Source organism: Rhodococcus sp. ACPA1, assembly GCF_002300195.1.
Classification (GTDB): Bacteria; Actinomycetota; Actinomycetes; order Mycobacteriales; family Mycobacteriaceae; genus Rhodococcus_F; species Rhodococcus_F opacus.
On the sequence record NZ_NSDX01000006.1, the window covers coordinates 504,226 to 526,671 of the forward strand.

Annotated in this window: 19 protein-coding genes; 15 read left to right on the forward strand and 4 right to left on the reverse strand. The window is 66.8% G+C overall.

What is annotated here, in order from left to right; genetic code table 11:
• Positions 1-7: 7 nt before the first annotated feature.
• Entirely contained in the window at positions 8-1,423 is a 1,416-nt protein-coding gene (locus CJ177_RS31805; protein ID WP_179443323.1) for a glutamine synthetase family protein, read from the reverse strand.
• A 251-nt stretch (positions 1,424-1,674) separates the two neighbouring features.
• Positions 1,675-3,105, reverse strand: a complete 1,431-nt coding sequence (locus CJ177_RS31810) for an aldehyde dehydrogenase family protein (protein WP_095869422.1) — start codon at positions 3,103-3,105, stop codon at positions 1,675-1,677.
• Between the two features lie 113 nt (positions 3,106-3,218).
• On the opposite strand from CJ177_RS31810, the gene CJ177_RS31815 reads away from it, so the two are divergent.
• The 9 genes from CJ177_RS31815 to CJ177_RS31855 all read left to right on the forward strand — a co-directional run bounded on the left by CJ177_RS31815 (position 3,219) and on the right by CJ177_RS31855 (position 13,040).
• Positions 3,219-4,571 (forward strand): aspartate aminotransferase family protein, encoded by a 1,353-nt coding sequence (locus tag CJ177_RS31815; protein WP_373560064.1) that lies wholly within the window; start codon positions 3,219-3,221, stop codon positions 4,569-4,571.
• 17 nt (positions 4,572-4,588) lie between these two features.
• Positions 4,589-6,082 carry an aldehyde dehydrogenase gene (locus CJ177_RS31820; RefSeq protein ID WP_095869424.1) on the forward strand — a complete coding sequence of 498 codons (1,494 nt, stop codon included), beginning with the start codon at positions 4,589-4,591 and terminating at the stop codon, positions 6,080-6,082.
• A gap of 10 nt (positions 6,083-6,092) precedes the next feature.
• Positions 6,093-6,848 (forward strand): gamma-glutamyl-gamma-aminobutyrate hydrolase family protein, encoded by a 756-nt coding sequence (locus tag CJ177_RS31825; RefSeq protein WP_143548728.1) that lies wholly within the window; start codon positions 6,093-6,095, stop codon positions 6,846-6,848.
• An 84-nt stretch (positions 6,849-6,932) separates the two neighbouring features.
• On the forward strand, positions 6,933-7,121 hold the full coding sequence (locus tag CJ177_RS31830; RefSeq protein ID WP_061698772.1) for a ferredoxin: 189 nt from the start codon (positions 6,933-6,935) through the stop codon (positions 7,119-7,121).
• 3 nt (positions 7,122-7,124) lie between these two features.
• Complete coding sequence (locus tag CJ177_RS31835; RefSeq protein ID WP_095869426.1) at positions 7,125-8,372, forward strand: NAD(P)/FAD-dependent oxidoreductase; 1,248 nt, start codon at positions 7,125-7,127, stop codon at positions 8,370-8,372.
• 283 nt (positions 8,373-8,655) lie between these two features.
• The gene (ald, locus tag CJ177_RS31840; RefSeq protein ID WP_095869427.1) at positions 8,656-9,765 is read left to right on the forward strand and encodes an alanine dehydrogenase; all 1,110 of its coding nucleotides are present in this window, start codon (positions 8,656-8,658) and stop codon (positions 9,763-9,765) included.
• 388 nt (positions 9,766-10,153) lie between these two features.
• Positions 10,154-11,458 (forward strand): NAD(P)/FAD-dependent oxidoreductase, encoded by a 1,305-nt coding sequence (locus CJ177_RS31845; protein ID WP_095869428.1) that lies wholly within the window; start codon positions 10,154-10,156, stop codon positions 11,456-11,458.
• Positions 11,459-11,715: 257 nt separating this feature from the next.
• Positions 11,716-12,135, forward strand: a complete 420-nt coding sequence (locus tag CJ177_RS31850) for an ester cyclase (protein ID WP_218835141.1) — start codon at positions 11,716-11,718, stop codon at positions 12,133-12,135.
• Positions 12,136-12,281: 146 nt separating this feature from the next.
• The gene (locus CJ177_RS31855) at positions 12,282-13,040 is read left to right on the forward strand and encodes a hypothetical protein (protein WP_095869430.1); all 759 of its coding nucleotides are present in this window, start codon (positions 12,282-12,284) and stop codon (positions 13,038-13,040) included.
• 128 nt (positions 13,041-13,168) lie between these two features.
• Here CJ177_RS31855 and CJ177_RS31860 read toward each other — a convergent pair whose 3' ends face one another.
• Complete coding sequence (locus CJ177_RS31860; protein WP_179443324.1) at positions 13,169-14,056, reverse strand: LysR substrate-binding domain-containing protein; 888 nt, start codon at positions 14,054-14,056, stop codon at positions 13,169-13,171.
• 70 nt (positions 14,057-14,126) lie between these two features.
• Here CJ177_RS31860 and CJ177_RS31865 point away from each other — a divergent pair, with 70 nt between their 5' ends.
• The 4 genes from CJ177_RS31865 to CJ177_RS31880 are packed head-to-tail and all read left to right on the forward strand — an operon-like array spanning position 14,127 to position 18,289.
• Positions 14,127-15,374 (forward strand): CaiB/BaiF CoA-transferase family protein, encoded by a 1,248-nt coding sequence (locus CJ177_RS31865; protein ID WP_257014763.1) that lies wholly within the window; start codon positions 14,127-14,129, stop codon positions 15,372-15,374.
• Positions 15,375-15,429: 55 nt separating this feature from the next.
• Positions 15,430-16,224, forward strand: a complete 795-nt coding sequence (locus CJ177_RS31870; RefSeq protein WP_095869432.1) for an enoyl-CoA hydratase/isomerase family protein — start codon at positions 15,430-15,432, stop codon at positions 16,222-16,224.
• Positions 16,225-16,238: 14 nt separating this feature from the next.
• Complete coding sequence (locus CJ177_RS31875; protein WP_095869532.1) at positions 16,239-17,318, forward strand: acyl-CoA dehydrogenase family protein; 1,080 nt, start codon at positions 16,239-16,241, stop codon at positions 17,316-17,318.
• Positions 17,315-18,289: an acyl-CoA dehydrogenase family protein gene (locus tag CJ177_RS31880; RefSeq protein WP_095869433.1), complete on the forward strand. Its 975-nt coding sequence runs from the start codon at positions 17,315-17,317 to the stop codon at positions 18,287-18,289. Before CJ177_RS31875 ends, CJ177_RS31880 begins: the two co-directional genes overlap by 4 nt.
• Positions 18,290-18,567: 278 nt before the next feature.
• Here CJ177_RS31880 and CJ177_RS31885 read toward each other — a convergent pair whose 3' ends face one another.
• Positions 18,568-19,356, reverse strand: coding sequence for a FadR/GntR family transcriptional regulator (locus CJ177_RS31885; protein ID WP_095869434.1), 789 nt, complete (start codon positions 19,354-19,356; stop codon positions 18,568-18,570).
• A gap of 77 nt (positions 19,357-19,433) precedes the next feature.
• Between CJ177_RS31885 and CJ177_RS31890 the strand changes: the two genes are divergently transcribed.
• Both CJ177_RS31890 and CJ177_RS31895 read left to right on the forward strand, forming a co-directional pair.
• Positions 19,434-20,645: a cytochrome P450 gene (locus tag CJ177_RS31890; RefSeq protein WP_095869435.1), complete on the forward strand. Its 1,212-nt coding sequence runs from the start codon at positions 19,434-19,436 to the stop codon at positions 20,643-20,645.
• A gap of 290 nt (positions 20,646-20,935) precedes the next feature.
• Positions 20,936-22,384, forward strand: coding sequence for an APC family permease (locus CJ177_RS31895; protein WP_095869436.1), 1,449 nt, complete (start codon positions 20,936-20,938; stop codon positions 22,382-22,384).
• Positions 22,385-22,446 lie beyond the last annotated feature (62 nt).

Sequence of the window (22,446 nt, forward strand, 5' to 3'; positions counted from 1 at the left end):
GGTGGTGTTACGGGGTGTACCGCAGGTAGGTGTTGAAGTCCCAGTCGGTGATCGCGCCCGAGCGCCGGTTGCATTCGTCGCGCTTGCAGGCGGTGAAGGTGTCGTAGAGCGAGCCGGGCAGGACGGAGCGGACCGCCTTGTCTTCCTCGAGGGCGTCCAAGGCTTCGGACAAGGTCAGCGGCGGCGCCGCGAAGGTCGAGGGGGTCTCTTCGTCGGAGGGTGCGTAGGCGTTGCCGAGTTCGGGTTTGCCGGGATCGAGGTTGCGGCGGATGCCGTCGGCCATCGCACCGAGTAGCGCGGCGTGGGACAGGTAGGGGTTGACGGCGGCGTCGGGGGAGCGGACTTCGACGCGTCCGGGCAGCACACGGTAGCTGGTGGTGCGGTTGTCGTATCCCCAGTTGGTGACGGCCGGCGCGAACAGGCCGACGTCCCAGAACCGGGCGTAGGAGTTGGTCGTCGATGCGAGCACCGCGGTCATTCCGCGGGTGTGCTCGAGCAGGCCACCGAGCGCGTGCCGGCCGAGGTCGGTGAGATCGTCGTCGTCGGCGAATACGTTTTCGTCGCCGCGCCAGAGGCTCGCATGGTGGTGGCAGCCGTTGGCCATGATGCCGGGGACCGGCTTGGGCATGAAGGTGGCTAGGACACCGAACTCCTTGGCCACCGCCATGCAGATCTGCCGGTAGGTGATCAGTCGGTCTGCGGTCGCGAGGGCGTTGTCGTAGAGGAAGTTGCACTCGAGCTGGCCGGGGTCCTCGTAGTCGGACTGGATCATCTCGAAGCCCATTTCCTGGGCGTATTGGGTGATGCGCTTGAGGATCGGCATCATTTCCGCGATGTGCTCGAGGTGGTAGGACGGGCCCACCCAGTCGGGGAAGAAGGATGCGGAGCGGTCGATGGCGTCCGGGCCGCTGAACCAGCTCATCTCCGGTTCGCACCCGGTGCGGAGCTCGAGTCCGGTCTCTTCCCGGAAGGCGGCGATGACGCGCTTGAGGTTGCCGCGGGCGTCGGCCTCTTCCGGTTCACCCGGTCCGACTTCCTCGCGCAGTGAGCGGAAGTGGTCGCAGAACACTCGTGCCACGCTCGGGTCCCACGGCAGGATCTGCGCGGTGGCCAAGTCGGGCACCAGCAGGCCCTCCCGGGTGCTGATGCCGCCTGGTCCGAGCAGCTCACCGGCCAGGCTCGCCTGCAGGCCGCCGGCGACGGCGTAGCCGAAGGGCACGCCCTTGCGGCCGGCGGTCTCGAGGAAATACTTGACCGGCATCACCTTTCCGAGGACGCGGCCTTGCACACTCACGTACTGGCAATGCACGTGCGTGACACCGCCTTCGTCGAACAGCTGCCGACACCGTTTCAGTTCGGAGTCACGGGCGGGATCGCTGAGCGCGAGTTCCAGCGGGGTCATGTGTTCACGGGTGGTGGGCATACTTGTCCTCCGGGGTCTCAAGAATAGTGTGCTACGCCGCGCCCATCGAGTGGGCGTTCCGGGCGACGTGTGCGGCACGGGGGGATCCCAGGGGCGAACCCTGAGTGATGATATAACATCAGACATTAGATGTTATTCGCTTGTTGGGTGTTCCGCAACCCTCCGGCCCGGCGTATTCAGCATCCAGACCGGTCTGTACGAATGTTCCGGCGCCGCCGCGAGCGGTGCGCCGGGACATCACGTCTCAGGGCTCAACCGTGCTTGATCCAGAGGTGTTTGACCTGGGTGAACTCGTCGATGCCGTAACTCGAGCCTTCGCTGCCGTACCCGGAATCCTTGACCCCGCCGTGCGGCATCTCGGGAAGCATCGACAGGTGGTCGTTCATCCAGACCGTGCCGAACTCAAGGCGCGGGGCGGTGTTCATCGCCCGGTTCAGGTCGCGGGTCCACAGGGACGCGGCCAGCCCGAAGGGGGTCCCGTTCGCCCACTCCACCGCCTGGGCGTCGGTGTCGAACGGTTGCACGGTCACGACCGGACCGAAAATCTCCTCCTGCACGATCGTGTCACCCTGCTCGACGCCGGTGATCACTGTCGGGATAACGAAATTGCTGTCGGAGTCCGGGTCGAGGTGCCCGGTCAGAATCTTCGCGTTCTGGGCCTTGTGGATGTAGCCGACAACCCGATCACGGTGCCCGCGATAGGCAAGTGGCCCCATCTCGATGTGCTCGCCCTCCTCGGGCGCGCCGACTCGGACCGACTCGAACGCGGGAACGAGGCGATCGAGAAGATCGTCGTAGCAGGACTTCGCCACCAGAAGCCGCGACGCTGAAAGGCAGACCTGACCGGAGTTGACCGTGGCGGCCTGACGAATTCCGGCGACCACCGCATCGAGATCGGCGTCACCGAAGACGATGGCGGGACAGTTGCCCCCCAATTCGAGATGCACCCGCTTGAGGGTGTGCGCCGCCGCGGCGGCCACCGCCTTTCCGGTAGTGACCGCGCCGGTAACCGACACCATGCGAATCTTGGGATGCTGGGAGAGCGCGGATCCGACCGGATCGCCCTGTCCGGTAATGACGTTGAGGACTCCAGGCGGTAGGATCGGGGCCGCCAGTTCGGCGAGTGCCAGTGTCGTCAACGGGGTCTGCTCGGCGGGTTTGAGCACGCAGGCGTTCCCCGCGGCGAGTGCGGCGCCGACCTTCCAGATCGCGCCCATCAGGGGGAAGTTCCACGCGGTAATCAGGCCTACGACGCCGATGGGTTCCCGGCGCACGATCGAGGTGGTGCCACGGCGGAATCCGTTGGACGCCAATCCCTCTGAGCTGCGTATCGCACCGGCGAAGAAGCGCAGGCCGTCGATCGCCTCGTCGACCTCGCCGCGGGCATTCAGGATTGGCTTGCCCACATTCGCCGATTCGAGATCGGCCAGCTCGCTCTTGTTCGCGGCCATCGCGTCGGCGAGGGCGAAGAGATACTCCGAGCGCTCCCGCGGGGTCGTCTCTCGCCATGTCTGCCAGCCGGATTCGGCGGCACCGACCGCACGGTCGACGTCGGCGCGTGAGCTCGCCGCCACCTCGCCGATCACCGTGCCCGTTGCCGGATTCGTGATCGGCGCCCGCGCGCCGTCGGCGGGGTCGACCCACCGTCCGCCGATGAAGTTCTGGCTGCGTATCTGCGTCATGCGTTTGCTCCTCCGTTGACATCCATAAATCAAACCTATAATGTCAGAGGTTAGAAGGCAAGATCCCCCGAAACTGAGTCAGAGTGGAGGTAGTCGAGTTGAGTGCGAATCCCGTGCAGACCGTCGATTCCGACCCGAGCAGGCATCTGTGGATGCATTTCAGCAACATGGGTGCGTATGCGCAGGGGGCCGAAGTCCCGGTCATCGTCCGCGGCGAGGGTTGCTACGTGTGGGACCAGCACGGGAACCGGTACCTCGACGGCCTGAGCTCACTCTACTGCGTGAACGTCGGCCACGGCCGCACCGAGTTGGCTGAGGCCGCGGCCAAGCAGGCGACCGAGTTGGCCTTCTTCCCGACGTGGGGGTTCGCTCACCCTCGCGCGATCGAGCTCGCGACCAAGATCGCCGACCTGGCGCCCGCGGATCTCAACCGGGTGTTCTTCGTCGGTGGTGGCGGCGAAGCCGTCGACTCCGCCTTCAAGCTCGCCCGGCAGTACCACAAGATTCGCGGCAAGGCCGGCAAGTACAAGGTAATCTCCCGCAACACCGCCTATCACGGCACCACCCTGGGCGCGCTGGCGGCGACCGCGTTGTCGCCGGCACGGGCACCTTTCGAGCCGCTGCCCATCGGCGGAAGCCACGTGACGAACACCAACGTGTACCGGCTGGACCCGCAGGCGGTCGATACCCTCGCCGAGGCGATCCGGGAAAGGATCGAGTTCGAGGGACCAGACACCGTCGCGGCGGTGATCCTCGAACCGGTGCAGAATTCGGGAGGCTGTTTCGTCCCGCCGGAGGGCTACTTCCAGCGCGTACGGGAGATCTGCGACCAGTACGACGTCCTGCTGATCTCCGACGAGGTCATCTGCGCGTTCGGACGCCTGGGCGAGTGGTTCGGCGCCCAACGGTTCGACTACGTGCCCGACATCATCACCACGGCCAAGGGCCTCACCTCCGCGTACGCGCCGATGGGCGCGGTCATCGCCTCCGACCGCGTCATGGAGCCGTTCCTCACCGACAACAACGTGTTCATGCACGGTGTCACCTTCGGTGGGCACCCGGTCGCCTCGGCGGTCGCGCTGGCCAACATCGAGCTGATGGAGAGCGAGAAGATGCTCGAAAACGTGCGCGCCAATGAACCGGTGTTGCGCGGAATGCTCGAGTCGCTGCGCGACATTCCCTTGGTCGGTGACGTGCGCGGGGCAGGCTACTTCTGGGCGATCGAACTGGTCAAGGACCCCCCGACGAAGCAACGCTTCTCGCCGGCCGAGGGCAAGGCGCTGCTGGCTTTCCTTGCCCCAGAACTCTATCGGCGGGGACTGATCTGCCGCGCGGACATGCGCGGAGACCTCGTGGTCCAACTGGCGCCGCCGCTCATCGCCGGCCCCGAACACTTCGCCGAGATCGAGACCATCCTGCGATCGACTCTCGTCGACGCCGCGGCGCTCTCGTTGCCGACCGACTGACCCCCAGGAGAAAACTGATGAGCACGATCGACACCACCGGGCTGCCCGAATACCAGATGTACATCGACGGAGCCTGGGTCGCCGCCGAATCCGGGGCCCGCTATGCCACCACCAACCCCTACACCCAGGAGCCGTGGTCGACGGCCCCCGACGCCGGCGCCACCGACGTCGACCGCGCCGTCGCCGCCGCCCGCACCGCCCTGACCACCGGGCCGTGGTCGACCACCACCGGCGCCGAACGGGCCCGGTTGATGCGCACCTTCGCCGACCTGCTCGAGCGCGATGCCACCACCCTCGGCGCCATCGAGACCACAGACAACGGCAAACTGCTGCGCGAAATGGCCGCCCAGATGGCCTATCTCCCGCAGTGGTACCGGTACTACGCCGGAATCGCCGAGACACTCGGCGGCGACACCCTGCCGTCCGATCGCCCCAACTTCTTCATCTACACCCGACGCGAGCCGGTCGGCGTCGTCGGCGCCATCCTGCCCTGGAACTCACCGCTGATGCTGCTGGCGTGGAAGCTCGCGCCCGCCCTCGCTGCCGGCTGCACCCTCGTCGTCAAACCCTCGGATTACACCCCGGCCTCGACCCTCGAATTCGCCCAACGGATGGACGAGGCGGGCTTCCCCCCGGGTGTCTTCAACGTGGTGACCGGCACCGGACCGGAGGTCGGCAAGGCCCTCGCCAGCCACCCCGGCATCGACAAGATCGCTTTCACCGGTTCCACCGCCGTCGGTATCGAGGTCGGCCGTGCGGCCCTGCAGAACATGACCCGGGTGCTGCTCGAACTCGGCGGCAAGTCCGCCCAGCTGGTGTTCCCCGACGCGGATCTGGAAGCCGCCGCCAACGGTGTCATCGCCGGCGTATTCGCCGCCACCGGGCAGACCTGCCTGGCCGGCTCACGCCTGCTGGTCCACGAATCCATCCACGACGAGCTGGTCGAGTTGATCGTGCGCCGCGCGCAGACCATCGTGCTGGGCGACCCGACGGACCCGGCCACCGAGATGGGACCGGTGGCGAACGAGAGGCAACTCGCCTCGGTGCTCGGGATGATCGACAAGGCGGTCGCCGACGGAGCCACCGTCGCCACCGGTGGTGGCCAATCACCGAGCCGCGGCGGCCTGTTCGTCGAACCCACCGTGCTCACCGACGTCCGGCCGGACATGCCCATCGCGCAGGAGGAGGTCTTCGGCCCAGTACTCGCCGTGACACGCTTCTCGACCGAGGACGAGGCACTCGCACTGGCCAACGGCACGAAATACGGCCTGGCCGCCGGCGTGTGGACCCGTGACCTGCAACGCGCACACCGCGTCGCGGCTGCCGTCACCGCCGGCACCGTGTGGATCAACGCCTACCGAGTGGTCGGACCGGGCGTACCGTTCGGCGGTTTCAAGGGCAGCGGATGGGGCCGAGAAAACGGACCGGACGCAGTCCTCGAATTCACCGAAACCAAGGCGGTGTGGGTCGAACTGACCGGCGCCACCCGCGACCCCTTCACGATCGGCTGAGGTGACCACCATGGACTCCTCCAATTCCGGGCGCGTGAAGGTCGGCATCGTCGTCGGCGTCGAACACGGGGACTTCGGGATGTGGAAGAACATCCCCACCGCGACGTTGCCGACCACCTACATCGAGGCCGTCCGGCGCGCCGGGGGGACCGCGCTGCTGTTCCCGGCCGATGACGACATCACCGAAAACCCGGACCAGGTACTCGATCTCGTCGACGCGGTCATCCTGGCCGGGGGACGCGACATCGGCCCGGCGACGTACGGCCACGCCGCCCACGCCGCCACGGCCGAACCCGACACCGCGCGCGATCTCGCCGAGCTCGCGGTGGCCCGCCGCGCCCTCGAACTCGACGTCCCGATCCTCGGCATCTGCCGCGGAATGCAGATGCTCAACCTCGCCTTCGGCGGAACACTCGACCAGCACGTGCCCGACTCACTGGCCCACGACGACCACGCCGCCCACGACGGTGTGTTCGGCAAGCACGAGGTCACCCTCGTCCCGGACACGGTCGCCGCGCGCGCCTACCAGTCCGACACCGCGACCGTGTACTCCGCACACCACCAGGGCGTCGGCCGGCTCGGCACCGGGTTGATGGTCAGTGCGTACTCGGTGCCGGACGGGGTGATCGAGGCCATCGAGTCCGCCGAGCATGGGTTCGCGCTCGGTGTCTTGTGGCATCCCGAACAGGACCCGATGACCCCCCTGTTCCGGGCGTTCCTCGACCACGTCGAGGGCCGGGAACGCCACCAGCGCACCGGCTCCTGATCCGTCCGGGAACCCACGGCAGAAGACAACGACCGTACCCAGCGCGGTACAGCGACCGACCACTCAGGGAGAAGAGGCCCCATCATGAAAGTCACCGTAGACACCGCGGTGTGCGCCGACCACGGACAGTGCATCTTCAGCGCGCCGAAGGTATTTCAGTTCGATGACGACGGGAGGCTGGTCTGGGAGCCGGCGCCCGACGAATCCCTTCGCGCATCCGTCGAAGAAGCCGCGGACGTGTGCCCCGTCCAGGCGATCCGTGTGGACGACTAACCGATGACACCACGGATTGTCATCGTCGGCGGCTCCCTCGGCGGGCTGCGCGCCGCTGAGCAACTGCGCGTGCACGGCTGGTCGGGTGAGCTGACGGTGGTCGGCGCCGAGGCTCATCTGCCCTACAATCGTCCACCGCTGTCGAAGAACGTCTTGGTCGCCTCCGACGCCAGTGCACTCGGCGCCACCGAACTGATCAACTATCCGGGCGTGGCCCTGCGCCGCCGCGCGCACGTCGAGGACGTGTCCTGGATGACGGGCACCGAGGTAACCGGGGCCGTGCTGGCGGACCACGTCGTGCATACCGCCGACGGACGCACGCTCGCCTATGACGGTCTGGTCGTCTCCACAGGTCTGCGGCCCCGCCGATTGCCGATCGACGGGTTCGGCTCGCAGCGGCACGTACTACGCACCCTCGACGATGCGATCGCACTGCGTGCGCAGCTGACCGCGGGAGCCTGCGTGGTGGTTGTCGGCGGCGGCTTCATCGGCTGCGAGGTCGCCGCCAGTGCCCGCCGCGCCGGATGCCGGGTCACGGTCGTCGAGCCGTTCGCCGCACCGATGCTGCGTCCGCTCGGCTCCGAACTCGCCCGCACCCTGCAGATCTTCCACGAGGAGCAGGGCGTGGCGTTCGCACTGGGCAGGTCGGTCTCGGCCCTCGTCGGACGATCATCGGATCCCGAGACGCTGGGTACGGTCGTCCTCGACGACGGGACCGAGCTCGCGGCCGACGTGCTGGTCGAGGCGGTCGGGTCACGGCCCAACGTCGAATGGCTGGACGGGAACGGCCTGGACTTGTCCGATGGTGTCCTCTGCGACAACCTGATGCGCGTCGAAGGGCGCGACGAGGTGGTGGCGGTCGGAGACGTGGCTCGATTCCCGAACCCGAGATTCGACAGCACCCCGCGCCGCGTCGAACACTGGTGCGTTCCCGCCGACACCGCGCAGCGTGCCGCGATGACCTTGATCCGCGGGCTGAGCCCCGCCGAAAGCGGTTACGGGGATCTGGCGCCGTTTGCGCCGCTGCCGGCTTTTTGGAGCGACCAATTCGACGTCAGAATCCAGGGATTCGGGCGCACCGAGCACGCAGACCGTATCGAGGTCCTGGAGGGTGGATTCACCCCTGGATGGGCATCGGACGGCGTCGTGGTCGGCTACTTCAGAGAGTCCACGATGACCGGCGTCGTCATCGCCGGCGGCACGCCGGCGCAACGGCTGCGGCACAAAGCCCTTCTCGAGGCCGTGGGCTGAGCCCTCGCCCGCCGCCACGCGTCCCACACCCTGCGGGCAAGGCCGGAGAAACCCCACCGTAGCGCAGGTTTCGGTGGCCGCCGCGTCCGAACACCCGGGCACGCCCACCTAAGCGCCCAGGCCGCTTCCCGGACCGGACACCCGCCGCCGCCGACTCCCCGGGAGCGGCGAGCCGCGGTCTCGCCCCCTGAGGCAACGTCCGGCCGTACCGCGCCGACTTGTCTACGCGCCGTTGAATCACCACCCGTCTCGACAACCATGAAAAGATCGAAGTGAGGGTCCTGTGAAGGTCAGCATTCCCAAGGAAATCAAGAACCACGAGTACCGCGTCGCCATCACCCCGGCCGGTGTACACGAACTCGTCGCGCACGGGCACGAGGTGTTCGTGGAGGAGTCGGCCGGGGTCGGATCGTCGATCCCGGACGAGGACTACCTCGCCGCCGGCGCAAAGATCCTCTCCTCGGCCGACGATGTGTGGGCCAGCGGTGACCTGATCCTGAAGGTCAAAGAACCCATCGCACCCGAGTATCACCGGATGCGTGAGGGGCAGGTCCTGTTCACCTACCTCCATCTGGCCGCCGACAAGCCACTGACCGAAGAGCTGCAGAAACGTCAGGTGACCGGCATCGCCTACGAAACGGTGCAGACCCCGAGCGGAGCCCTCCCACTCCTGGCACCGATGAGCGAGGTCGCCGGCCGGCTGGCGCCGCAAGCCGGCGCCTACCACCTGATGCGGGCCGGCGGCGGGCGCGGCGTGCTTCTCGGCGGGGTGCCCGGTGTCCCGGCGGCCAAGGTCGTCGTGATCGGTGCCGGTGTCTCGGGCATGAACGCCGCAACGATCGCACTGGGCCTGCAAGCGGAGGTTTCGCTGCTGGACCGGAACGTCGACACCCTGCGCGCCGCGGACCGCATCTACCAAGGGCGCCTGCGCACCGTCACCTCCAACGCCTACGCGATCGAAGACGCGGTCCTGGGCGCCGACCTGGTGATCGGTGCGGTGCTGGTGCCCGGCGCCAAGGCCCCGACATTGATCTCCAACGAGCTGGTCAGCCGGATGAAACCCGGATCGGTGCTGGTCGACATCTCCATCGATCAGGGTGGGTGCTTCGAGGACTCACGCCCCACCACGCACGCCCAGCCCACCTACGAAGTGCACAACTCGATCTTCTACTGCGTGGCGAACATGCCCGGCGCCGTGCCCCATACCTCCACCTATGCCCTGACCAACGTCACACTGCCCTATGCCCTCGCCCTGGCGAACAAGGGTTGGGAGCAGGCGCTGAACGACGATCAGTCGCTGGCGCGGGGCCTGAACACCCACGCCGGGCAGGTGACCTACGCCCCCGTCGCGCACGCGCACGGACTCGAGTCGGCTCACCTCGTCACCGTCTGACGGATCCGCACTTCTTCCACATCCGAAGGCTGGCCAACGGGCCGCCGAACGACCTCTCCCCGCGCCGACCACCCCTGTTAGACGGTGGCCGCGGGGAACGGCGCGTTCGGCGGCCATTTCGGCATCATCATCACAGAAACGGCGGGTGTAGCGCATGACGCCGAGGGACGCGTCCCTCGGCACCAGACTTCGTCGACGACTACGCCAGCACGCTGGCTCGACCAGGGACAGGTGCGCGATACCGCGGAGCCCCGGCGCGCTAGCTCAGACGCCCAACGGAACGCGGGAAGCGAGACCTTAAAAAAATTAACACTACAACCTCTAGTATATGAAGTTATGTGGTGTTAGGTTGTGATCGCGCTCATAGTTGATGAAGGAGAGAGTGTCGATGAACGAAGTATTTGACGTAGTTGTCGTGGGGGCCGGATTCGCCGGCATCACCGCCGCCCGAGACCTGACCGCGGAGGGGAAGTCGGTCGTCGTTCTCGAGGGACGCGATCGCATCGGTGGCCGTACCTACACCGATGACAAGATCGGGCGGGCGGTGGAACTCGGCGGCGCCTACGTGCACTGGACCCAGCCGAACCTGTGGCGGGAGATGCAGCGGCACGGTCTCGAACTGTCGACCCCCGTGCCGATCGACCGCGTTCACTGGCTGGCCGACGGCGCCCTGCACTCGGGCACCGAGGCGGAATTCGACGCCCTCGCCGGCCCGGGCATGGAGCGGTTCGTCGAGGACGCCCGCGAGCATTTCCCGTATCCCCACGACGTCCACACCACGGACATCGGGGAGATCGATCTGGAGACCTTCACCGACCGGATGAAGCGACTCGATCTCGACCCAGCCGAACGCGACATGCTCGACGGCATCCTCTCCTACACGGTGGCCGCACCCGACCAGCAGGCGGTATCGCAGATTCTCCGTTGGGCCGCACTGTATTTCGGTGACTGGCGCGTTCTGTGGGAATCGGGTGCCTACTGGCGCATCGCGACCGGAACCAAGAGCCTGATCGAAGCGATTGCCGCCGAATCCTCCGCCGATATCCGGCTGTCGACTCCGGTGTCGGCCATCGCGAACGACGGCGACGGAGTGCTCGTCACTACCCCGGCGGGGGAGACGTTCCGCGCCAAGTCCGTCATCGTGACCGTCCCGGTCAATGCCCTCAACACGATCGACTTCTCGCCCGCGTTGAGCGAGGGCAGCCAGCGCCTCGCCGACGAGGGGCATCCGATGCGCAACCGCAAGATGTGGGTCCGGGCCAAGGGCGAGATCGAAGCGTTCACCGCCTACGCCCCGCTCGGGGCCAACCCCATCACCATCGCCATGACCGAATACCGCCTCGACGGTGACACCTTGATCGTGTGCTTCTGTCCCGACGCCACTGCGATCGACCCCGACGACAAGGACGCGGTCCAGGACGCATTGCGCGCGTACGTGCCCGACCTCGAGGTCGTGGACACCGACGGGCACGACTGGGCAGACGACGAATTCTCGCAGGGCACCTGGATGATGATGCGTCCCGGACAGCTGTCATCGGCAGTCCCGGACATCCAGAAGCCGCACGGCCACGTCTACTTCGCCGGCAGCGACATCGCACCCTCGTTCGTCGGGTGGATCGAGGGTGCTCTCGAAAGCGGCGCCCTCGCCGCCCGGAACGTGGTCCGCGATCAGAAGGCCGCCCCGCAGTCCTGAGAGCCCGACCCGGCTTTTCCGGCGAATCGGCAGCCAGTGCGCCGGAAGTCCGGACGGCGGGCTCGTCGATCGCCGGGTGCCAACCCGGCCGCAGCAGCGACGGCACGTAAGGATCGCCGCGGCCGTCAATCCAGGCGTGGGCATTGGCCCCGAACGGGCCGGCCACCGATCACCCCCATACCCCACACTCGACCACTATTTTCCCGGGTTGGCCGTGCGTGAACACGGCCCACCCGGGGGCACAGAAGGGAATCCCCGTGCGCCCCGGCTTGCACAATTTCGTCAAGGACATGGATAAGGCATGGGCGGCCGAGCGGCCCCATGAGGCTATCGCCGCGCATTTCGCGGAAGACGGTGTCCTGCACGACATGACCTCACCTGGCCCGGCCACCGGCCGAGCGGCGATCGCCGAAGCGATGAGCGCCTTCACGAACGCCTTTTCCTCGATGGAGTTCCACAGTTCCGTCGTCGCCGACGATGGTGAGACGGCCACCGTCGAATGGACCGTGACCGGAGTCCATACCGGGAACCTCGACGGTATCGCACCGACCGGCAACCGCATCGAGGTACGCGGCGTCAACTTGCTCAAATGCAACTTCGACGGACAGTTGCTCGAAGAGCGCTCGTACTGGGACTCGGGGACGCTGCTGCGTCAGCTCGGAGTCTTCGACAACTGATCAGAAGGTAAACACAGCGGCGCCCGGGGACCTCTCAGGGCGCCGTTGCTGTACGCACCGCCGCTGCCCCCACGTTCGCCGGCGGCACCACCCCCGCAACTCACACTCGAACGCCCGCTCCCACCCCTTCACCATGGAGACCCCAAATGATGATGACACGCCTGATTGCGGTGACCGCCTTTGCCATTACGGCAGTGGTCGCCACCACCAGCACCGCCAGTGCCGCCCCGGAACAGGCCGACCCGCACCATGGTTCGGCCCTGGAAACGGAGATCCTTCCCGGTATCCATTACACCGCGAGTATCGTCGACAAGTCCGTCGTCCTGACCACCGACGGCGGCTCGCTGACCACCCAGGGCAACCTGTTCCAGGTACTCGATGCCGCCGGGAATCTGGTGGCCGGGTTCCCGCTGACCTACTCGCGGGAAGGGAAAGAATGGCCGATCGCCGCCCAGATCGACGGCAGGAGTGCCACCCTCACACCCAGCACTGAACCCGCTACCGCCACGCCGCTGAAGGATGCAGCGCTCCCACTACAGCCGACCGCATTGGACCTGCGGTCACCGGAATTCAGCGCTGCCATCATCAACTTCGGTACCGAAGTTGCGCTCGGCATCGGTATCGGCAGTCTGATCGGCACGGCGATCGGTGCCGGGATCGGATGCATTGCCGGAGGAGCGCTCGTCGGATCCGCGGTCGCCGTCCCGACAATCGGGACCCTCGCGGTCCCCGGGTTCCTCGGTGGATGCCTGGTCACCGGAGCCGCGGCAGGGGCGATCGGAGCGGTCGCCGGAACCGTCATCGTGGGTGGGCCCGTCGCCGTTGCGAGCGCACTCCAGTTCTATGACGCGATCAACGCCCCCGCCGCCGAACCCGTCCCCGCCGCCGAACCCCTGGCAGGGTGACACCCGGACAACACGGCGCGCTGTTCGGCCGTTATTCGGGCCCGGACGAGTCGGGCCCGAATACCCCACCGGGGGTCGTACGACGAGTGCCGCGAGGAGCGCGGTGCGGCTGCGCTCCCTCCCGGGCACTAGGCAGGGTGCCCGACGAGGGCCATCACGCGGTCGACCAGCGCGTCATCGCGCGCCGCATTGGCGATGACCAGTGTCTGGAGGCGGGGGGCCTCGGCGGCGAGAGGCCGGTAGGTAATCCCCGGAACGGTCCCGTCCCGGATCTCCCGTGGGACGAGACACACGCACTTGGCGGATGCGACCAAACCGAGCATTCCCATCAGGCTGTCCGCTCGCCCGCCGTCCCGGGGTTCGAAACCTCCGGCGCGGCAACCCGCGTAAATCAACTGGCTGAGCCCGGGCAATGCGGTTGCGGATGGCAGCGCGAAATCCTGATCCCGCAAGTCGGCTAGGGCGATGTCTTCCCGGGACGCGAGAAGATGGTCGGCGGGCAGAGCGCATACCAGGGGTTCGTCGTGCAGGAGCCGGATATCGAGGTGTTCGGGGTCGGACAGTGGAGCGCGCACCATGGCGAAGTCCAGCCGACGGCTGCGCACCATGTCGGCGAGTTCGGCGGAGGTGCGTTGGTAGAGGTTGATGTGCAGTCCCGGCAGGTTGTCGCGGACCATGCCGATGAGGCGGGGGACTGAGACGTAAGAGGCGCCGCTGATGAATCCGAGGCGGAGGGTTCCCTCCGCTCCTTGCGCGATCCGCCTGGCGCGTTCGGCGGCGGAACTCTGTGCGTCCAAGAGGTGTCGTGCGTCGAGAGCAAATGCTTTGCCGGCGGGGGTGAGTTGCACCTGGCGGGTGCTTCGTTCCAGCAGCGGGACCCCGATGGTCTTCTCGAGGCGTTTGATCGCCTGAGTGAGGGGCGGCTGACTCATGGACAGGCGCTCGGCGGCGCGGGTGAAGTGACGCTCTTCGGCGACCACGACGAACTGCTCCAGCAGCCGCCGCGAAAAATCCATATCTTCCATCATATGAATTCTGCCTCAATTAGTATTGGATATCGACAGGGTTTGAGGTTTTCATTGTGGTGTGAAGCATGACAGCCACGTTTCGATCGGTTCGAGAACATCCATCCCCCCTGGTGGGCGGGAAGTATCCCCCCATCCCGGTGCGGCAGGCGGCCCCCTGGAAGGGCTCCGCGTGATCGAACTGGCCACGGTGATCATGGGCCCCTACGCCGGTCAGCAGTTCGGTGACCTCGGTGCGGATGTGATCAAGGTCGAGGCTCCCGGCGGCGATCCCACCCGACAGTTCGAACCGAAACGTCATGCGGGGATGGGCGGGCCGACCCTCAATCTCAACCGCAACAAGCGAAGTGTCACACTCGATCTCAAGAATGCCTCCGATCGGGATTCGCTGCTCGCGTTGCTCGAGACCGCGGATGTCTTCATCACCAATGTCCGTCCCGGCGCCCTCGAGCGACTCTCGCTCGGCTGGGATGACGTGGCCGCGGTCAATCCCCGTGTGGTGTACGCCACCGCACAAGGGTTTCGGTCCGACTCGGCGATGCGAGACAACGCCGCCTACGACGACATCATCCAGGCGGCCACCGGCCTGGTGTGGCTCAACGAGCAAGTCTCCGGCCAGCCGAACTACATCCCCTCGGTGGTGGCCGACAAGGTGTGCGGTCTGATGATGGTGCAATCGGTGCTCGCCGCATTGCACTACCGAGACCGCACCGGGCGCGGACAGCACGTCGAAATCCCGATGGCGGACACCATGATCGCCTTCAATCTCGTCGAACACCTCGCCGGAGCAACCCTCGATCCGGCCGACGAAAGCGATTACGGATACCGGCGGGTACTCAGCCGCGAACGCAAGGCCTGCCGAACCGCCGACGGGTGGATGTGCATCCTGCCCTACAACGACGCGAACTGGCGGGACTTCTTCGAATTCGCCGGCGACCCCGCCGCGGCAACCGATCCCCGGTTCACCACCATGGCCGGCCGCGTCGCGAACTCCGATGTCCTGTACGCCAGAATGCGCTCCCTGACAGCACAGTTCAGCACCGCCGAGTGGCAGCGCCTGTGCGACGACGCGAGCATTCCGGCGCATCCGGTCTACAGCCTCGCCGAGAGCGCGACCAGCCGCTACGCGCAGGACGGCGGTCTGCTGACCACGACGGACCACCCCACCGAGGGCCCGTACCAGCTGATCGGGCACCCGGTCCGGTATTCCGAGACACCGGCGCAACTGCGCCGACACTGCCCGGCACAGGGGCAGCACACCGAGTCGATCCTCGACGACCTCGACCATCGGCAGCGGAGCCGGGCATGACCACAGTCACTCGACCCCCGACCTATCGCATCACTCTGAATGGAGACGCACTGTCATGACCTTCTCCGGAGGTGACCTCGTCGTCACCATCGACAACCACATCGGGCGCATCACCCTCAACCGGCCCGAGAAGAAAAACTCCTTCACCGTCGACATGCTGGAGGACTGGGCGCGGGCGGTGCGCGAGTTCCAGCGTGACGAGCGGGTGCGGGTAGTGGTAGTCCGCGGCACTGGTGAGGCCTTCTGCGCCGGAGCTGATCTCGCCGACATCGGCGAGATCGATCGCACACCGCTGACCAACTGGAAACTGATGACCGACACTGTCCACCAGGTGGCACGCGCGGTCGACGACCTGACCAAACCCCTGATTGCCGGTGTGAGCGGCCCCGCCGTCGGCGCGGGGATGGATATGGCCCTGATGTGTGACTACCGGATCGCCTCAGCTGCGGCCCGGTTTTCCGAGGGGTACATCCGCGTCGGCCTGGTACCCGGTGACGGCGGCTGCTTCTACCTCCCGCGGCTGATCGGCCGCCCCCGCGCACTGCGCCTGCTGTGGACCGGCGAATTCGTCACCGCCGAACAGGCCCTCGACTGGAATCTCGTCGACGAAGTCTGCGCCGCCGACGAGTTCGACACCCGACTCGAGGAGTTTGCCACCCTGATCGCCCGTCAGCCACCCGTGGCTGTCCAGATGATCAAGAACGCGGTACGCCAATCCGATACCGGCGATCTGCGGTCGGCACTCGATCTCATCGCCTCACACCAGGCGGTGGCGATGACCACTGCCGATTCGATCGAGGCGCTCGACGCCTTCACCACCCGACGAACCCCCGCCTTCGAGGGACGATGACAAGCCAGGACACGATGACTACACGAGAACAATCGCTGCGCGCGAAGGTGCGCGAACTGTGCGCCGATTGGGACTACGAACCCCGATGCGACGCCTGGGGCGGCGAGGCCGACCCCGCGTTCAGCCGGGAACTCGGGCGGCGCGGACTACTCGCGCTGACCTGGCCAAAGGACCTCGGCGGGGCCGCGGAATCGAACCTCACCCGACTCGCGGTCACCGAGGAACTACTCCGGGCCGGCGCGCCGGTTTCCTACCACTGGGCGGGCGAACGGCAGATCGGCCCCACCCTGATCCGTCACGGCAGCCGGGCGCTCCAGGATGAATTCTGTCCCCGCCTGGCCAGGGCCGAGATCAGCTTCGCACTCGGGATGAGCGAACCGGACGCCGGCTCCGACCTGGCCGCGGTCCGCACCACGGCCACCCGCACCGACGAGGGATGGGTCATCAACGGCCGCAAGGTCTGGACGAGCGGCGCCCACTTCGCCGACTACCTCTACGTCCTGGCCCGCACCTCCAAGAGCGAGGACCGGCACGCCGGCCTGAGTGAGTTCGTGGTCGACACCTCCGCGCCCGGGGTACACGTGCAACCGATCATCGGCATGGACGGCGGACATCACTTCAACGAAGTCGTCTTCGACGAGGTCCACGTGCCCGACCGTTGGCTGATCGGTACCGAGGGACACGGCTGGCAACAGGTCATCTCGCAGCTCGCCTTCGAACGCGGTGGCCCCGAACGGTTCCTGTCGATGTACCCGCTCCTGGGCGCGGTCCTCGACACCGGGGTGCTCGACGACACCGACCGCGCCGCACTTCGCGGGCTGACCGCACAGCTGACGGTGCTGCGTTCTCTTGCGCGGAACATCGCGGCCGACCTCGACGCCGGGCGCAGCCCGGTCGCGCAGGCTGCCACCAGCAAGTACCTCGGAAACCGGCTCGAGCTGGCCATGCTCGACTTCGTCCGCCCCCTGCTGAGCCGGTGCGATGGGCGCGTACGCGCAATGTTCGACGCGGCTGTGATCACCTCCCCGAAGTCGGGCCTGCGCGGCGGCGCCGCCCCCGTCATGCTGTCCATCGTCACGAAGGAAATGCAATGAGCACGACGATTCTCACCGACGAAGCCGCACAACTCGCGGCGACCGTCGCCGATGTGGTGACCACCTGGGCACTTCCGGTCGCAGGCGGCCCCGTCTCGGAGGCCGAACACTTCCACGCCCAGTGGAAGACCGCCGAGGAACTGGGATGGACCACGATCCTCGAAGACGTCGACTGCACCAGCTTCGAGGCGCTGGCCGAGGCGGCCGATCTCATCGACGCCGCCGCAGCCGTCACCCGCGCCCTCGCCCACGCCGGCGCCGCCCTTCCCGTCCGCCAGACCCTGGTTGCGCGCGCCCTCGCCTCCGAGCCGATCGCCACCGGGCCGATCGTTGTCAGCGCGCACTCGTTCGGGGTCTGGGATCCGATCGCGACCGCCTTTGTCGGCGCCGACGGCACCACCGAGGACCGGGCGGCGCAGGGTTCGGTGGACCGCGACGTCGCTGCCCGCCCGCTGCACCGAACCGAGCCCCCGGAGGACCTCGGGGATCGACCCGACGGTGTGCTGGCCCAGTTCCTGCTCGTCCAGGAAATCGCGGGCGCAGCCCGCGGCGCGATCGAGCAGGCGCGCGCCTACGTTTCCAGCCGGGTCCAGTTCGGCCGGCCACTGATCAAGCTTCCCGCCGTGGCTCAGGAGCTGGGAAGGCTGACGATCGCGCAGCGGCAACTCGACGAGGCGATCGCCGAGTTCGCGCGGCGACTGCACACCGCAGCTCCCGATCGGATCCGCTTCGCTGCCACCGTAGCCCGAGCGCTCGCCTGTGATGTCGCCTCCGATGTCGCCACCCAGGCGCACCAACTGCACGGTGCCCTCGGATTGACCGCAGACGCCACGCTCCGGCAACGCACCCTGCTGCTCTGGGCCGACCGGGACGAGGGTCTGCATCAGCGCAGCTGGGGCGTGGACACCCTCCCGAACCGCGAGGTCGACCTGTGGACGCTGAGCGAGCCGGAGCACACGCACCGGCTCTAGATGGCCGCCACACCCTTCCGCCCGGACCCTCGATCGGGTCAGGCAGGCCGAGCGAGCGGCACCCCGGGATCCCCGCGGGCCATCCCGAACAGGCGTGGAGGAGGTAGTGCGCCGGCGATCAGAAGGGTGGCGCACTCCGTCGATCCCGGGCCCAGGCGTGCGTGTTTCGTTTGTTCACGCGCGCCTGGGCTTCGGGGGACCGGAACAAGGGGGCGAGAGACCCTGAAACACAGTGGCGCGCAGGCACACCCCCGCGCGCCCGACCGACTGAGTTCGGGTTAACCGCCGGCGCTTGCCGCGGCGCGGGTAAATCCCAGAATTGCTTCCGCGCTGCTGGTCATGTGCTCGGCCATCAGGCGGCGCGCCCGCTCGCCGTCTCCGGCCTCGATCGCCGCGAAGATCTTGCGGTGCTGGTCATTGGAGGTATGCCGCGCCTGCGGGCCCACCCGGAACGCCCCCATCAATGGGGTCAACTCTGCCTGCACCTCCGTCTCCGCCCGCGCCAGCCGCTGCGACCGCGTGCAGGACGCGATGGTGACGTGAAAGGTTGCGTCACACTTGCGAAATTCCTCGAATACCTCTGCGGCGTCCATACGTTCGATCAGATCCCGCATCCCGGCAAGATCCTCGGCCGTCGCCCGTTCGGCGGCCAGGGCCGCACTCTCCCCGCCGATGGCGACTCGGTAATCGGTGAGGTCGGTGATGTACTCGTCGGTGATCGTCGCGATCCGCTTCTGCGCCTCGCGCTCGGGAACCGTCAGTGCCAGCTGTTTGACATAGGTGCCGCCCTGGCGACCGCGTCGGGTCTCGACGTAGCCGGCTTCGCGCATCACCGCCAGCGCTTCGCGCAACGTCATCGCGGAAATCCCCAGCTGGTCGGCCAGTTCCGACTCGGAGGGAAGTCGCGATCCGACATCGAAGATGCCCAAGCCGATGGCATCGCCGAGCCGACGAACGGTCTGCGCGACCAGCCCCTCACCGCCGATCGGGGACAGGATGACACTGCGAACGAGCAGGGACGCCGGTGAGGGGGCCCGGGAATCGGACGCCGAGTCATTTGTATCCATTATCTTCACATCATATAGGTCTAGAGAAGGCAAAGTCGAGTGCTTGCAACTCTAACATCTAATGTTAGAGTTCAAACATGAGTATCGAATCTGCCACCGACGGCAATCTGCTGAAGATCACCGACCCGGGTTTCTCTGCGATGGGCGAGGAGATCCGTGCGGCCAGGGAGCAAAACTGGTATGCCCGAACCACTTACGGAATCGCTGTCCTACGTCACGGTGAGGTGGGCGCTCTGCTGAAGGATCGCCGCCTCCGGCAGGGAAGCTGGTCGTGGCCTGCACAGAACGGCATCACCGACGGTGTGCTCTCGGACTGGTGGAAGAGCTCCCTGGTCGGCATGGAGGGTGAGGATCATGCCCGCATCCGCAAGCTGGTCAACCCTGCGTTCTCCCACTCGGTCATCGCGACGATGACCGAGAGTTTCCGCGAACTCGCCCACGATGTCATCGACCAGTTCGCCGACTCCGGCGCATGCGAATTCATGACGGACTTCGCCGAACCGTACTCGTCTCGCGCCCTGTGCCGGCTGCTCGCCCTACCCGAAGGGGACTGGCGCGAGCTCACGCAGCTCTCGTCCGACATGGGGCTGGCCTTCGGCCCCGAGATCGCCGAGCAGCGAGCCACGATCGAAGCCGCAATCCTCGCGCTCTATGCCCGCGCCGACGAACTCGTCGCCCAGCGCCGCCGCCAGCCCACCGACGACTTCGTCTCGCAACTGGTTATCGCAACGGACGAGAACGGGGACCGGCTGAGCGATCAGGAACTTCGGGAGCTGATCACCAGCCTGATCTTCGGCGGCATGGACACCACCCGCAGTCAACTCGGACTGATGATGCAGGCCTTCGTCGAGCATCCCGATCAATGGGCGCTGCTCGCCGACCAGCCGGAACTTGCCGCCCAGGCGGTCGAGGAAGTCATTCGCTTCAACCCGACGATCCACTGGACCACCCGACTGGCCATCGAGGACTTCTCCTTCCAGGGCGTCGACATCCCGGAGGGAACGGTGCTCCACCTCATGTCCTACTCCTCCGGCACCGACCCCCTCGCAGTCGGAGACGCAAGCTTCGACATCACGGCCAAGCGCGCCCCCCACTTCGGTTTCGGGGGAGGGCGGCATCACTGCCTCGGGCACTTTGTCGCCCGCCTCGACATCCGCGAAGCGCTGCAAGCCCTTTCGCAGCGCCTGGCCCAGCCGCGATTCTCCGCGCCGCCCAGTAATCGGCCGCCGACCGGAAACACCGGCCCGATCGAGCTTCCCGTGAGCTTCGTTCCGGCACGCCTGAACTGACGGCAGTGGTGACCGGCACGCCGTCTCGCGGGCAGGTGGCACGGCGGTGCCCTGCGCGGGCGAGGGCGCGTGGGAAACCTACCGCTCACCTTTTAACATAAAACCTCTTGTGTTAGCGGTATCACAGCAGTAGCGTTCTCGCTCATCGATCGGAGTGCGCGTCATCACACCCCGGTCAGTCACCCTCACCGAAGGAGCTCACATGACCGAGCGAGAATCCACCGTCCACAGAAATGGACGGAACTGTCTGAGGACGGCGTGCCTCGGCACGGCGACGAAGGCGGCGTGAAATGACCAACCCATCCACGCCCACAACCGGCGCCGACCTCACCGCGCAGGCGCATCTCGAGACGGGACGGTTGGGCAGGACCTCCCTGGTCTCACTGTCGCTGGCGTCCTTCTTCCCCGCAGTCGGCATCGCCTTGGTGCCCCTGCTCGTGTTCAGCACCGCCGGCACCAATGCATGGCAGGCATCACTACTGTCCACGATCGCCGTCATCTGCGTCGGGCGAGCAGTCACCGCCTTCGCCCGGCGATACGTCGCCACCGGATCGCTGTACTCCTACATCGGAGAGGTATTCGGCCCCTGGGCCCGATACCTGACCGCGGCCGCCCTACTCGCCGGGTTCATCGCCGCGATCGGAGCACTCGCCGCCGTCGTCGGGATCTTCGCCGGTAGCTTCCTGCTCTCACACGGGGTCGACAACGCCCTGTCCTTCGGGCCGCAACTGGCAATCTTCCTCGTCGCTCTCGCCCTCGCCGCCGCGATCGCCTACCGCGGTCTCGACACCTCGGTCTGGATCGCGGTGACCCTGGCCGTGTTGTCGTTCCCCCTCGTCCTGGTCATCACCATCGCCAGCGCCGCCAAGACCGGACTCGATCTCGCCGATCAGTTCAGCCTCAGCGAGTTCAGCCTCAGCGGAACGCTCCAGGGCATGGCCGTCGGAGCTGCCTTCCTGGTCGGCTTCGAATCCTGTACCGCACTCGCCGCGGAGACCCGCAACCCCCGCCGCAACGTGCCTCTCGCGGTCATGTCCGTCCCGGTTCTCCTCGGCGGCCTCTTTCCCCTGGTCACGATTCTCCAGGTCCCGGGGCTGCAGGCGGCGTCCGCCGAACTGGAGGCCGGAATGTCGGCTCCCGCGGCGCTGGCACTGCATGCCGGTCTCGGCTCCGGGGTCGCCACCGCCAGCGATCTGGTCCTCGCGGTCGCTACCTTCGCCGCACTGATCGGCTTCATCAACTATGGTGCGCGTTTCGCCATGACCCTCGCCGATGACGGTCTCCTGCCCGCTCCGCTGGGGAGGATCCATCCTCGCCACCACAGCCCCTTCGTCAGCATCGCGGTGATGTCCGTCGCCGGGTTCGTCCTCGTCGCCGCCCTCGTCTTTACCGCGGGAGATGTGGTGTCGGCGTACTACACCGTCGCTCCTCTAGTCGTGTACCTGTGGGTGCTCCCATACGTCCTGATCACCGTCGGCGCCATCGTCCTCACCGTGCGGGCGCATGAGTACCGGCCGTTGCTGATCGGCGCGTCCGTCTTCGGCGCAGTGGCGACAGCATGGATGTACATCAACGGGGTGATCAACCCACCACCAGCGCCGGCGAACGCCATGTCCTGGATCGTGCTGATCGTCCTCGCCGTCCTCCTCGCCGTTTTTGCGATCACCAAGCGCAGACAAGCGCCGAGCACCGCGGTGGAAGTCTCTCCGCAACCGGTCGCCCAGGTCGAGGAGGTCTGACGAGTTCGAATCTGAAAACCGTGGTGGCTGGAAGGACACATCCTTCCAGCCACTTCACCGCG

Bases quoted from the DNA above. Each gene is read 5' to 3' on its own strand.
- CJ177_RS31830 (WP_061698772.1), top strand. From the start codon at position 6,933: ATGAAAGTCACCGTAGACACCGCGGTGTGCGCCGACCACGGACAGTGC.
- CJ177_RS31875 (WP_095869532.1), top strand. From the start codon at position 16,239: ATGACTACACGAGAACAATCGCTGCGCGCGAAGGTGCGCGAACTGTGC.
- CJ177_RS31805 (WP_179443323.1), bottom strand. From the start codon at position 1,423: ATGCCCACCACCCGTGAACACATGACCCCGCTGGAACTCGCGCTCAGC.
- CJ177_RS31855 (WP_095869430.1), top strand. From the start codon at position 12,282: ATGATGATGACACGCCTGATTGCGGTGACCGCCTTTGCCATTACGGCA.
- CJ177_RS31835 (WP_095869426.1), top strand. From the start codon at position 7,125: ATGACACCACGGATTGTCATCGTCGGCGGCTCCCTCGGCGGGCTGCGC.
- CJ177_RS31810 (WP_095869422.1), bottom strand. From the start codon at position 3,105: ATGACGCAGATACGCAGCCAGAACTTCATCGGCGGACGGTGGGTCGAC.
- CJ177_RS31880 (WP_095869433.1), top strand. From the start codon at position 17,315: ATGAGCACGACGATTCTCACCGACGAAGCCGCACAACTCGCGGCGACC.
- CJ177_RS31825 (WP_143548728.1), top strand. From the start codon at position 6,093: ATGGACTCCTCCAATTCCGGGCGCGTGAAGGTCGGCATCGTCGTCGGC.
- CJ177_RS31860 (WP_179443324.1), bottom strand. From the start codon at position 14,056: ATGGATTTTTCGCGGCGGCTGCTGGAGCAGTTCGTCGTGGTCGCCGAA.
- CJ177_RS31845 (WP_095869428.1), top strand. From the start codon at position 10,154: ATGAACGAAGTATTTGACGTAGTTGTCGTGGGGGCCGGATTCGCCGGC.
- CJ177_RS31870 (WP_095869432.1), top strand. From the start codon at position 15,430: ATGACCTTCTCCGGAGGTGACCTCGTCGTCACCATCGACAACCACATC.
- CJ177_RS31885 (WP_095869434.1), bottom strand. From the start codon at position 19,356: ATGGATACAAATGACTCGGCGTCCGATTCCCGGGCCCCCTCACCGGCG.
- CJ177_RS31820 (WP_095869424.1), top strand. From the start codon at position 4,589: ATGAGCACGATCGACACCACCGGGCTGCCCGAATACCAGATGTACATC.
- CJ177_RS31890 (WP_095869435.1), top strand. From the start codon at position 19,434: ATGAGTATCGAATCTGCCACCGACGGCAATCTGCTGAAGATCACCGAC.
- CJ177_RS31895 (WP_095869436.1), top strand. From the start codon at position 20,936: ATGACCAACCCATCCACGCCCACAACCGGCGCCGACCTCACCGCGCAG.